The sequence below is a fragment of the Pseudomonas sp. B21-015 genome, assembly GCF_024749285.1.
In the GTDB taxonomy this organism is placed as follows: domain Bacteria; phylum Pseudomonadota; class Gammaproteobacteria; order Pseudomonadales; family Pseudomonadaceae; genus Aquipseudomonas.
Genome location: NZ_CP087196.1, coordinates 3535228 through 3548590 on the forward strand (window position 1 = coordinate 3535228; position 13363 = coordinate 3548590).

Annotated in this window: 8 protein-coding genes; 5 read left to right on the plus strand and 3 right to left on the minus strand. The window is 60.3% G+C overall.

The features are described from left to right. The first annotated feature begins 141 nt into the window (after positions 1-141). From LOY38_RS15660 to LOY38_RS15670, 3 genes are all read left to right on the plus strand, one after another. Positions 142-900, plus strand: coding sequence for a PIG-L deacetylase family protein (locus LOY38_RS15660; protein ID WP_258696004.1), 759 nt, complete (start codon positions 142-144; stop codon positions 898-900). A 200-nt stretch (positions 901-1100) separates the two neighbouring features. Continuing rightward, a complete protein-coding gene (locus tag LOY38_RS15665; RefSeq protein ID WP_258696005.1) occupies positions 1101-1901 on the plus strand; it encodes an endonuclease/exonuclease/phosphatase family protein in 801 nt (266 codons plus the stop codon). Positions 1902-2328: 427 nt separating this feature from the next. Beyond that, complete coding sequence (locus LOY38_RS15670; RefSeq protein WP_258696006.1) at positions 2329-3375, plus strand: autotransporter outer membrane beta-barrel domain-containing protein; 1047 nt, start codon at positions 2329-2331, stop codon at positions 3373-3375. A 124-nt stretch (positions 3376-3499) separates the two neighbouring features. Here the strand turns inward: LOY38_RS15670 and glgB are convergent, their stop codons facing one another. The 3 genes from glgB to LOY38_RS15685 all read right to left on the minus strand — a co-directional run bounded on the left by glgB (position 3500) and on the right by LOY38_RS15685 (position 11143). Then, positions 3500-5731: a 1,4-alpha-glucan branching protein GlgB gene (gene glgB, locus LOY38_RS15675; protein ID WP_258696007.1), complete on the minus strand. Its 2232-nt coding sequence runs from the start codon at positions 5729-5731 to the stop codon at positions 3500-3502. A gap of 2 nt (positions 5732-5733) precedes the next feature. Then, a complete protein-coding gene (treS, locus tag LOY38_RS15680; RefSeq protein WP_258696008.1) occupies positions 5734-9075 on the minus strand; it encodes a maltose alpha-D-glucosyltransferase in 3342 nt (1113 codons plus the stop codon). 67 nt (positions 9076-9142) lie between these two features. After that, on the minus strand, positions 9143-11143 hold the full coding sequence (locus LOY38_RS15685) for an alpha-1,4-glucan--maltose-1-phosphate maltosyltransferase (protein ID WP_258696009.1): 2001 nt from the start codon (positions 11141-11143) through the stop codon (positions 9143-9145). A 342-nt stretch (positions 11144-11485) separates the two neighbouring features. Between LOY38_RS15685 and LOY38_RS15690 the strand changes: the two genes are divergently transcribed. Next, complete coding sequence (locus tag LOY38_RS15690) at positions 11486-11719, plus strand: DUF3203 family protein (RefSeq protein ID WP_258696010.1); 234 nt, start codon at positions 11486-11488, stop codon at positions 11717-11719. A gap of 194 nt (positions 11720-11913) precedes the next feature. Beyond that, positions 11914-13344, plus strand: a complete 1431-nt coding sequence (gene ccoG, locus LOY38_RS15695) for a cytochrome c oxidase accessory protein CcoG (protein ID WP_258696011.1) — start codon at positions 11914-11916, stop codon at positions 13342-13344. The last annotated feature ends 19 nt before the right edge of the window (positions 13345-13363 follow it).

Consider the following 13363-nt stretch of genomic DNA (forward strand, 5'->3'; position numbering starts at 1 on the left):
GGGCAATACTCTGCCCGCGGCAATCCAGGGTTCGGAGCGCTGCACATTGCTATCTACCCCGCCTTCACGGGTTTGCCAGGCTTGCTCCCCCGCAAGCATTGCGCATGACTGAGGGCAAGACTGAACAAGGACGTAGCGCCTATGAAAACAGTTTCCATCAGCGAAAACAGCTTGCCCGCGCAGATCTGGAACAGCGCCGCGCAACTGGACAACATTCCCGTCATCAACACCGAAACGCTGGTCCCGGCCGGCGCCCGCGCGGTGGTGATCGCCCCGCATCCCGGCGATGAAGTGGTGACCTGCGGTGGCCTGCTGCAACTGCTGTGCGTCCTCGGTCATCCCCTGCAATTGATCTCGATCACCGACGGTAGCGCCAGCCATCCAGGCTCGCGACAGTGGTCGGAAAAACGCCTGAGCGTGTTCCGCCCCCAGGAAAGCGTCGAAGCCTTGCGCCGGCTCGGGTTGCCGATGCACAGCCTGAAGTGGATTCGCGGCGGCTTCACCGACAATGCGCTGGCCGAGCGGGAGTCAGAGTTGACCCAATTCATCGTCCGCTACCTGCGCCCCGGCGATGTGGTGTTCAGCACCTGGCGCGAAGACGGCAATGTTGACCACGACGCTGTCGGCCGGGCCAGCGCCCGGGCTGCGGCCCTGGTCGGTGCGACGCTCAACGAAGTACCGGTCTGGGCCTGGCACTGGCCGATGCGCGATCACGGGCTGATCCCCTGGCATCGCGCGCGCAAGGTGCGCCTCGACACCTGGACCGTCGCGCGCAAAAGCCACGCCACCTACGCCTACGCCAGCCAACTCGACGGCGAACCGGCGATCGGCATCGCCCCGATGTTGCCCCGGGTGATTCTGGAGCGCATGCGGTTGCCGTATGAAATCGTGTTTGTCTGAATGACTCGAAGATTTTTCTTGTGGCGAGGGAGCTTGCTCCCGCCGGGCTGCGAAGCGGCCCCAAAATCATTGCGACTGTTGCGCAGCCGAACGGGAGCAAGCTCCCTCACCACAAAAGCACCCTTGCCACAAATCACGCTGAGCTGCTCGCCCACGCATCAGTCGCATAGATACAGCAGCCCTGATTCAGAGGAGTGAACGTGACCAGCGATGCCGAACGCCAAGCCGTCGAATCAGTGCCATCGAACACGCCCCCGGCGATTCATCGACTCAGAGTGCTGACGGTCAACACTCACAAGGGCTTCACCGCCCTCAACCGACGCTTCATCCTCCCGGAATTGCGTGAAGCGGTACGCAGTACGTCGGCGGACCTGGTGTTTCTACAGGAAGTGGTCGGTGAGCACGACCGGCATTCCTCCCGTTACAACGACTGGCCACCAACCTCGCAATACGAGTTCCTGGCCGACAGCATGTGGAGCGATTTCGCGTACGGTCGCAACGCGGTCTATCCCAACGGCCACCACGGCAATGCCCTGCTGTCGAAATACCCGATACGCGAATTTCGTAACCTCGATGTCTCGATCACTGGCCCCGAGCGGCGCGGGTTGCTGCACTGTGTGCTGGATGTGCCGGGCCATGCCGAGGTGCATGCCATTTGCGTGCACCTGAGCCTGCTGGAAAGCCATCGACAACTCCAGCTCCAGTTGCTCTGCCTGTTGCTCGAATCGTTGCCTGACGATGCTCCGGTGATCATTGCCGGCGACTTCAACGACTGGCAGTTACAAGGCAACGCCGCCCTCGCCCGACGCGACTACCTGCATGAAGCCTTCGAACGCCACCATGGCCGGCCGGCGAAAACTTACCCGGCGCGGTTTCCCCTGCTGCGCCTGGACCGGATCTACCTGCGCAATGCCAGTAGTCATGAGCCGCGCATACTCGGCTACAAGCCCTGGACGCACCTGTCGGATCACTTGCCGCTGGCGGTGGAGGTGCGCCTGTAACACCGTCAAGCGACAGGCGCCAGGAATTGCCGCGCCCAACAGAAAAAATGACCGTAATAACGTGCCGGACTTGCTCATGAATTTTGCACGGGTGATCCGTCGCGCAACCGATAGCCCACTACCTAACACGTCTGGAGCGCACCTTTCAGAATGATTTTTCGCACAAACAACAACTTAGATCTGCGCCAAAAATCAGTCACTTACAGAACCAAAATTAGCAATACCACTTATCGGCCATTTTCTTGACGTGACGCCATCGGTCTTCTTAGCTAGTCCTTACTACCCCCGGAAATCCATCAGGGGCAAGCCTCCAGACACCCGTAAAAACGGGCGGGTCGGACCTTGCCTCAATCCATTCGGTCGCCCCTCATTCGGGGTAGGAGAGACGCCACAGCGAGATACGCATGCGATTGCAAGGCAGACCCCCATGAGAACTTCATTCACCCCACAAGAGATAAAAATTACTTTTTGCGTTGTCTCGGGTTCATTCCTGCTGTGCTCATCCATGGAGGTGCGAGCATCGCCCGCCGAGGATGAAACAACCCTCTGGTACAACCAGGAACCGCCGACACTCACCTTGCCCTTCGGCTTCGCCACCTATCCCGACCGTTTACACAACTCACGCCTGACGATCGAAGACACTGCGCCTTCGGCCTGGGACTACGTCTATGGGGCGACATCGCGGCAGGCCCAAACCGATTATCTGGCCCAGGGCACAATTCCCGGCGCCAGCGAACTCAAAGGCCCGGCGCTCCTGACCGTGCAAAGCGCCAGCGGCAATACCCAACGGGTCGGACTGATCGGCGGCACCGCTCAATTCCAGGGCAACGACAACGGCCTGCTGACCAGCCGCGCCCTCGCCGACCCCGGTAATGACACGCTCAACCTTCAAGGCCAAAGCCTTGGTGCCTATTGGAGCTTGACCGGGCCGCAAGGCTGGCACGTAGATTTGTCGGCCAGCGGTGGCCGGGTCAGCGGTTACAGCCGCAACGACCAGGGCGCGCGGCAAGCCGCCGAGGGCAGCGCGGTGACATTGTCGGTGGAAGGGGGCTTCCCCATCGGCCTGAGCGATAACTGGGTGGTCGAACCCCAGGCGCAGTTGATCAATCAACGCATCACGCTGGATACGCCGTACGCCGGCTCCGGCAACGCCTCGTCCAGCGACGTGAACGCCTGGAGCGGACGGGTCGGGGCACGCTTGAAAGGCACTTACGATATCAACGGCCTGCCGGTCGAACCCTATGTGCGGACCAACCTGTGGCACACGGTGTACACCGGCAACACCGTCAGCCTGGATCAGGTCGACAAAATCAGCAGCAGCCGCAGCTCCTCGTCGGTGGACGTGGGTCTGGGGCTGGTGGCCAGAGTGACACCTTTGGTCAGCCTGTATGTCAGCGCCGATTACAGCAGCAATGTGGATGACAATGATTTGAACGGGTTGATTGGCAGCCTGGGTGTGCGGATGCGGTGGTGAGAGTATGCCTTCAAGACGTGCTTTGTTCGGACCGGCCTCTTCGCGAGCAGGCTCGCTCCCACATTTGAAATGCATTCCTCTGTGGGAGCGAGCCTGCTCGCGATAGGAGCGACGCGGTGTTAAATCAACCCTCCGGCCGCAGGATCAACACCGCCAACGGCGGCAAATTCAACACCAGCGAAAGGGCCTGCCCATGGCTCGGCTCTTCCTCGGTGAACACCCCGCCACCGTTTCCATAATTGGACCCGGCATAAGTGTCGGCATCGCTGTTGATCAACTCGACCCAGCGCCCGGCAAACGGCGCGCCGATGCGGTAGGACTGACGCGGCACCGGAGTGAAGTTGGCCACCACCAACACCGGCCTGCCCTCCTTGCTCCAGCGCAGCCAGGCGTAGACGCTGTTGATCGCATCGTCGCCGATCAACCACTGGAAGCCTTGCGGGGCATCGTCCTGATCGTGCAGCGCCGGCTCTTCGCGATACAGCCGGTTCAGGTCACCGACCAGTTTGCGCACCCCCTGGTGTTCCGGGTATTGCAGTAAATACCAGTCCAGTTGCTGATCGTGATTCCACTCACGCCACTGGCCGAATTCGCAGCCCATGAACAACAGTTTCTTGCCAGGATGCGTCCACATGAAACTCAGATAAGCCCGCAGGTTGGCAAACTTCTGCCAGCGATCGCCGGGCATCTTGTCGATCAGCGAGTGCTTGCCGTGAACCACTTCGTCATGGGAAATCGGCAGGATGAAACGCTCGGACCAGGCATACACCAGGCCGAAACTCAGCTCGTTGTGATGATGGGCGCGGTATACCGGATCTTGCTGAATGTAATGCAGCGAATCGTGCATCCAGCCCATGTTCCACTTATAGGCAAAACCCAGTCCGCCCTGTTGCGTGCTCTGGCTGACACCCGGCCACGCGGTGGACTCTTCGGCAATCACCAGCGCGCCCGGTGCTTCCAGGGCCACTACATCGTTGAGATGGCGGACGAAATCGATGGCTTCCAGGTTTTCCCGACCGCCGTGACGGTTGGGCACCCACTCGCCGGCCTTGCGCGAGTAATCGCGGTACAGCATCGACGCCACCGCGTCGACCCGCAGGCCATCGACGTGGAAGTGCTTGAGCCAGTGCAACGCCGACGCCAGCATATAACCGTGCACCTCGGTGCGGCCCAGGTTGTAGATCAGCGTGTCCCAGTCCTGGTGAAAACCCTCCATCGGGTTGCCGTACTCATACAACGCAGTGCCGTCGAACTGTGCAAGGCCGTGGGTATCGGTGGGGAAATGCGCCGGCACCCAATCGAGGATCACGCCGATCTCGGCCTGGTGACAGGCGTTGACGAAGGCAGCGAACTCATCCGGCGAGCCGTAACGGGCGCTCGGGGCGAATTGCGACAGCAGTTGATAACCCCATGAGCCACCGAACGGATGTTCCATGATCGGCATCAGCTCGATGTGGGTAAAACCCAGCTCCTTCACATAAGGAATCAGCCGCTCGGCCAACTCGGGCCAGGTGTACTGACGGGCGACTTCGCCCAGGTCATCCAGCTCGCATTGCCAGGAACCGGCGTGCAACTCGTAGATCGACAACGGTGCGCTGGTTCGCTGACGCTCGCCCCGTGACTGCATCCAGGCCTGGTCCCGCCAGTCGACTTTCAGCGGTGAGGCGACTTTCGACGCGGTGTCCGGCGGCAGCGTGGTGGCGAGGGCCATCGGATCGGCCTTGAGCGGCAGAATGCCGTGAGTACCGAGGATTTCGTATTTGTAGGCCTCCCCCGCTTGCAGGCGCGGGATGAACAGTTCCCAGACACCGGTAGGATGGCGCAGCCGCATCGGGTGCCGGCGACCGTCCCAGTTGTTGAAGTCACCAACCACCGACACCCGTTTGGCGTTCGGCGCCCATACGGAGAACCGCACGCCATCCACTCCATCGACCGTCTTCATCTGCGCGCCAAGGCAACCACTCAGATCACGGTGATTACCCTCGGCGAACAGGTACAAGTCCATCTCGCCGAGCAACGGGCCGAAGCTGTAAGGATCTTCTGACGTTTGTTCGCCGCCGGCCCAACGGGTACGCAGCAGATAAGGTTGCGCCCGATCGAAGTGGCCGACAAACAGCCCCGGTGTCTGGATCGCCTCAAGATGGCCGAGCTCTTCCCCGGAGTCCTTGGCCAACACCTGCACGCTTAACGCGTCCGGCAGATAAGCGCGAATGAATTGCCCGCCATCGCCATCGCCATGGGGGCCGAGTATTGCAAAAGGATCGTGATGTTCGGCACGCACCAGTGCGTCGATGTCCCGCGCCCTGGGCAACATTGCCTCTTTAGCGTGACCCTGTTCCTTGTTCGAGAAACTCATGACTACTCTCCACCAAGATCGGAAAAGGGTTTAAGCCCACTCAATAGTCCATATAAACCGTGCAACGGCACGGGCAGCCAAGTGGGGCGATTTTCAGCCTCATAGGCCACCTCATACGCCGCCTTCTCCAGACCGAACAACGCCAGCGCAGCGTCCTCGCCTTCAGGATCTTGCCATGCATGAGCAAGACTAGCTGCCGCCAGCCGATAAGCGTCGACAAATGATTGTCGCGCCTCTTTCAAATAACGCTCGGCGACGCGTTGACGCGCCATCCGGGCGTCGGGGGTGTTGTCGACATTCTGCACATTGATCATCATCGCCGCGGCGTAATCGAAGGAGCGCAACACGCCGCTGACATCTTTATAAGGGCTGTGTTTGCCCCGGCGTTCATGCAGCGGTCGCGCCGGTTCACCCTCAAAATCGATCAGGTAGGCATCACCCTTGATCACCAGCACCTGCCCCAAATGCAAGTCGCCATGGACGCGAATGCGCAATCCGCCAGCCGCCTTTTTCCCCAGTTCCTGAACATGACTGAGGATGGCTTTTTTGTTATCCAGCAATCGACCGACCAATGCCTGGTCCACCGCGTTCAGTTCGGTTTGATGCTGCTTGAGCAACTTCAGCGCGTGCTCCAATTGCGCCGTCACATCCTTGGCCGAGGCCAGGGCATCTTTCTGGGTAGTGACCTGTGGCGCAAAATCCGGGTCGGCACTCGGGGCCGCCAACACCTGATGCATTTCCCCCAGGCGCTGGCCAAGCATGCCGGCGAAATCCTTCAGTTCGCCGAGGGCGTTGTAGTGCTGCTCCTGCTCGGACACGGCATTGGCGAGTTCGTCGCGAAGCGCCCGTTCGAGGTTGTTCTGCGTCCATTCCCACGCATCGCCCTGATTACTCAAATAGCCTTGGGCAATCATCAACAGCGTGTCCTCGCCCGCCGCATCGCGACGTATCACCGCCCCCAGCAGCGGCGAAATATTGGCAAAACCGGCGTGGGTCAGGTAGGCGCTCATTTCCAGTTCCGGGTGCACGCCTGACGCGACCTTGCGGATCAGTTTCAGCACCAGACTGCCGCCGATCACCACCGAACTGTTGGATTGCTCGGCGGACAGGTAACGCACCTGCGACTCGGCGCTCAGGCCCAGTCTGGCCAACTCTTCGGTAGGTTCGAAACGGATCTCGCCGCCATCAGACGGCAACACCGTGCCGGCCTGCATGCCCTGCAACACCGCATGAACAAAGCTGTCGAGGCTGAAGGCGTCGGTGATCAAGCCGACCTGCCGACCGCGCCGGACCCTGGCCAGCGCCAATTGCTGCGGCAACGCCGCGCCGACCTGCTCCTCGGAGATAAAACCGAATGGCAACTGATAGCGGCTGGTCTGACCGCCGCTGGTGACGTCGATTTCACCCAACAACACCGGATGCTGCGGGTCGCCGAAGCGCACGCCGTAGGCGAGGTTGACGCTATCAATGGTGCCGTCCTTGCCAGCGAACCAGCGACGGTTCTGCAACCAGTTCGGCAGAATGCTCTGCTCCAGCGTGTGGCGGGACGGCGCTTCGAGCAGCTCTTCCATGCGTTTCTTCAGCACCAGGGTGGTGAAGTCCGGCAGGCTTTGCGCTGGCTCCACGTGCCAACTCGGCATCTGGTTTTCCGCCGCAAGCCCGAACCAATAGAAGCCGTAAGGCGCCAGCGTCAGCAGGAAATTCAACTGGCCGATCGGCGGGAATGCATTGCCGCCGAGCATCTCCACCGGAACCATGCCGACGTATGCCGACAGATCCAGTTCCGCCGCTTGCGCGCTGCGGGACACGTTGGCCACGCACAAAATAATCTCGTGTTTGCCGTCCGGACCGGTGAATTCGCGGGTATAAGCCAGAATCCGTCGATTGCTCGGCGAGAGCATCTTCAACGTCCCGCGACCGAAGGCCTTGGACTGCTTGCGCACCGCGAGCATGCGCCGGGTCCAGTTCAACAATGAATGAGGGTCGCCGGCCTGGGTTTCGACGTTGACCGACAGGTAGCCGTATTGCGGGTCCATGATCGGCGGCAGCACCAGGCTGGCCGGGTCGGCGCGGGAGAACCCACCGTTACGGTCGATCGACCACTGCATCGGTGTGCGCACACCGTCGCGGTCGCCGAGGTAGATGTTGTCGCCCATGCCGATTTCATCACCGTAATACAGGGTCGGCGTGCCGGGCATCGACAGCAGCAGGCTGTTGAGCAATTCCACGCGGCGACGATCGCGCTCCATCAACGGCGCCAGACGCCGGCGAATCCCCAGGTTGATCCGCGCCCGACGGTCGGCCGCGTAGTAATTCCACAGGTAATCGCGCTCCCGGTCGGTGACCATTTCCAGGGTCAGCTCATCGTGGTTGCGCAGGAAAATCGCCCACTGGCAGTTGGCGGGGATTTCCGGGGTCTGACGCAGAATGTCAGTGATCGGGAAGCGGTCTTCCTGGGCCAACGCCATGTACATGCGCGGCATCAACGGGAAGTGAAAGGCCATGTGGCATTCGTCGCCGTTCTGGCCGCTGGCATCGGTGTTGCCAAAGTACAGCTGAGTGTCTTCCGGCCACTGATTGGCCTCGGCCAGCAACATGCGGTCGGGATAGTTTGCGTCGATCTCGGCACGGATCTGCTTGAGGACATCGTGGGTCTCGGGGAGGTTTTCGTTGTGGGTGCCGTCGCGCTCGATCAGGTACGGGATCGCATCCAGGCGCAGACCGTCGATGCCCATGTCGAGCCAGTAACGCATCACCGACAGCACCGCTTTCATGACCTGCGGGTTGTCGAAGTTCAGGTCTGGCTGGTGGGAATAGAAACGGTGCCAGAAGTACTGACCGGCCACCGGGTCCCAGGTCCAGTTGGACTTTTCGGTGTCGAGAAAGATGATGCGGGTGCCGTCGTATTTCTGGTCGTCATCGGACCAGACGTAGAAGTCGCGGGCCGCCGAACCGGGCTTGGCCTTGCGCGCGCGCTGGAACCACGCGTGCTGGTCCGAGGTGTGGTTGATGACCAGTTCGGTAATCACCCGCAGACCGCGTTTGTGGGCCTCGGAAATGAAGCGTTTGGCATCGGCCATCGTGCCGTAGTCAGCGTGCACGCCACGGTATTCGGCGATGTCGTAGCCGTCGTCACGTCGTGGCGAGGGGTAGAACGGCAACAGCCAGATGGTGTTGACGCCCAGATCGGCGATGTAATCGAGTTTGGCGATAAGGCCGGGAAAGTCGCCGATCCCGTCATTGTTGGAGTCGAAAAAAGACTTAACGTGAACCTGGTAGATCACCGCATCCTTGTACCAGAGCGGGTCCTTGATGAAGGTGGCTGACCTGGGTTTCTTCGCCATTTGAAACTCCTGTTAATACTAGAGAACGCCTTGGCCGAGATCGTTCCCACGCTCTGCGTGGGAACGATCATGACGGTGCGGTAATCCTCCAAATCCCGAACGGCAGATGCCACGGTTCGATCCGCATGAACTGGTACTTACCGTGCCAGGTCCAGCGATGGCCGCTCATCAAGTCTTCACCCTGGGTGCTGGCGTCGTCAGGCAGGCCCATTTCCCACAGCGGCAATTCGAAATTCGCTTCCTGGGCGTTGTGCGGATCGAGGCTGACGGCCACCAGAATGAAATTGCTGCCATCAACGCTGCGTTTGCCGAAGTACAGAATGTTGTCGTTCCAGGCGTTGTAGACCTTCAGGCCCAGGTGCGTGTGCAACGCCGGGTTCTGCCGACGGATACGGTTGAGCTGGGCGATTTCGGCAATGATGTTGCCCGGCGCGTTGTAATCCCGTGGGCGGATTTCGTACTTCTCGGAATTGAGGTACTCCTCCCGCCCTGGCACCGGCGCCGCTTCACACAGTTCGAAACCCGAATACATGCCCCACAGCCCGGAGCCCATGGTCGCCAGCGCGGCACGAATCAGAAAGCCGGCACGCCCGGACTCATGCAGGAACGCCGGGTTGATGTCTGGCGTGTTGACGAAAAAATTCGGCCGGTAGCATTCCCGCCATGGCGACTCGTTGAGTTCGGTGAAATAGGTCGCCAGCTCGGTCTTGGTGTTGCGCCAGGTGAAATAGGTGTAGCTCTGGGAGTAACCGACCTTGCCCAAACGCGCCATCATCGCCGGCGTGGTAAAGGCTTCGGCCAGGAAGATCACCTCGGGGTACAGCGCTCGCACATCGGCGATCAGCCACTGCCAGAACGGCAACGGTTTGGTGTGAGGGTTGTCGACGCGAAACAGCTTCACGCCCTCCTCGACCCAGCCCACCACGATGTCCCGCAACTCGGTCCACAGGCTGGGAATCGCGTCCACGGCATAGAAATCGACGTTGACGATGTCCTGGTATTTCTTCGGCGGGTTCTCGGCGTATTTGATCGTGCCGTCCGGCCGCCAGTTGAACCAGCCCGGATGTTGTTTGAGCCACGGGTGATCCTGGGAACACTGAATCGCAAAGTCGAGGGCCACTTCCAGCCCATGCTCGGCGGCGGCCGCGACCAGCCGGCGAAAGTCCTCGCGGCTGCCCAGTTCCGAGTGAATCGCCTCATGCCCGCCCTCTTCGCTGCCGATGGCGTAAGGGCTGCCCGGATCGTCAGGGCCGGCGGTCAACGAATTGTTCGGGCCTTTGCGGTAGCTGCGGCCGATCGGGTGAATCGGCGTGAAGTACAGCACGTCGAAGCCCATGTCCTGGATCATCGCCAGCCGCGCATGCACATCGTTGAAGGTGCCGTGACGGGCCGGGTCATTGGTGATCGAGCGCGGAAACAACTCATACCAACTGGCGAACTGCGCCAACTCCCGCTCCACGTCCACCGGGTATTCAGGGCTCAGGCTCAGGAAGGGACGATGGTCGGCCCGGGCCATCAAGTCCGCGCTGTGTTGGTGCAGAAACAAGGCGACCTGCTCGGTTTCGAGCAGACTGGACAGCTCATGGTGCAACGCCGCCAGTCGTTCGCTGAGTTGGCCGTCGCTGCGTTCGGCCGCCTGCTGGACGTGAGTGCGCCCTTCCTGCAACTCCAGGCTGACCGAGACGCCAGCAACGTGCTTTTTTTCCAGCTCATAACAAAAGCTGGCGTACTGATCGATCCAGGCTTCGAGACAGAACGCATAGCGGCCCTGCTGCTCGACACAGAACTGGCCCTGCCAGCCGTTATTGCCCAACTCGGCCATCACCTCGCTCTGCCAGGTGTCGTCGCCCTCGGCACGCCAGCGAATGCGCACGGCCAGTTTGTCGTGACCGTCGGCAAATACCTTGCTGGTCACCACCACGTCCTGGCCGACCACGGCTTTAACGGCGAATTGCCCGCCATCGAGGGTCGGCATGGTGTTTTCAATCACGATCCGCGGCAGCAGTAAGGCCTGCGACAGCGGTATATGGGGGTTGTAGCTCAGCTCTGTGGGTTTTTCAGCAGTCATCGAGCATCTCTCCTTTACGCCCCAAGGACGCTCTTGTGCCTGGTCGTCGTTCACGCGGAGCGGTCTGCCCCGACATGAACTCACTTAAGTTCCGAGCCGCAGGCACCGGTAAAAGTTCAGAGGGATTTGCCAAGTCTTTCGGGGAATCAAATTCCCCGCGTACAGGTCAACCCACTTAAGCACGACTCACGCCATCTGCCACTGTAGACGGTCGTGAACCCATGAACCGATGGGCGGGGGCGGTCCTTTTACAGCAGGGTGCCCGCCATTAATCGGTTGCACAGAACGATAACCGACAGATGGGTCCTAACCCTTAAGAATCCGTAGAAAAGGGACACCCCCATGACCGTGCGCATCGACAACCAGACCTGCTTTTTCATCACCGAGAACAGCGAAGAAATTCGTCTTTGCCCCGATGTCACCATCATCACCGACGGGGAAAAATCCATGTCGGCGGTCGACCTCGACGGCCAGCGCTTCTACATCACCGAAGCAGAAGCCGATGCATTGACCGTAGCAGGCGCCGTGGACGGTCGCCGGCACTTGAAGGCCACGGACAGTGATTCGGTGATTTGACTGACCCGCACAATACACGCCGCAAACACCTGTCACAGGCGTTTGCAGCCCGCCCTTGCGGGTGCATCAAGTTGTCGCAGGCGGGTGCGGGCAATCCATCTGATCCGCTTTTTATTGCGTTAGCTGAGTCTGTTATGCAAACAGATCGCTGGTCATAGTGCTCAGGCCTGATGGAGGCTGATGAGCGAAAGACCATGAGCAATAGAATCCCCGTCCGAACCGTTGAGCCTGCCTCATTTATAAAAAGCAATGAGTCTTTGCGTCCAAAGATAAAGGCCAAGTCCAGCGACAACCTGATCCACACCCGCAGCTTCACCGGTTTGTTCCGCACCCTGCGCATGAGCGGCGCGGGGTTTCTGTTTCTGCTGTTCTTCGGCACGGTGTGGCTGAACTGGGGTGGTCGCCAGGCGGTGCTCTGGGACCTCTCCGAAAGCAAATTCCACATCTTCGGCGCGACCTTCTGGCCACAGGATTTCATCCTGCTCTCGGCGCTGCTGATCATCGCCGCGTTCGGTCTGTTTGCGATCACCGTGTTCGCAGGCAGAGTCTGGTGCGGCTACACCTGCCCGCAGAGCTCCTGGACCTGGATCTTCATGTGGTGCGAAAAAATCACCGAAGGCGAACGCAACCAGCGAATCAAGCTGCAAGCCGCTCCCTGGGGCCTGAACAAACTGCTCCGCCGCTCGGCCAAACACACCTTGTGGCTGGCGATCAGCCTGCTCACCGGCTTGACCTTTGTCGGCTACTTCACGCCGATCCGGCCCTTGGCCGAAGAACTGCTGACCTTGCAAATCGGCGGCGTCAGCCTGTTCTGGGTGCTGTTCTTCACCGGGGCCACTTACATCAATGCCGGTTGGCTGCGCGAAGCGGTGTGCATGCACATGTGCCCGTATGCGCGGTTCCAGAGCGTGATGTTCGACAAGGACACCCTGACCATTTCCTACGACGTGGCCCGCGGTGAAAACCGTGGCCCACGCAAACGTGAGGTGAAACCTGCCGAGGTCGGACTGGGTGATTGCATCGACTGCCAATTGTGCGTGCAGGTCTGCCCGACCGGCATCGACATCCGCGACGGCTTGCAGATGGAATGCATCGGTTGCGCCGCCTGCATCGATGCCTGCGATTCGATCATGGACAAAATGGGCTACGCCCGTGGGCTGATCAGCTACACCTCGGAGCATCAATTGCAAGGTGGCAAGACCCACCTGCTGCGCCCGCGGCTGATCGGTTACACCATGGTGCTGCTGGTGATGATCGGCGCCCTCGCCCTGGCGCTGGTGGAACGGCCGATGGTGTCGCTGGACGTGAGCAAAGACCGTGGCCTGTTCCGCGAGAACAGTGAAGGCCAGATCGAAAACATCTACAGCCTGAAGGTCATCAACAAGACCCAGCAACGTCAGGATTATCAATTGACGCTGGTCGATGGCGACGGCTTCCAGTTGCAAGGCAAGACCGAACTGAGCCTGGCCCCCGGAGAGATCGTCGACGTACCGGTATCGGTGGCGATGACCACGGAACGGCCGAGCAGCAGCTCACAGACGATCAGTTTCAAGATTGTCGACAGCGATGAGCCGGACATCTACAGCGTGGCCAACAGCCGGTTTGTTGCACCGATGAACCGTTGAGCCTTTAAGATGCAGTCCT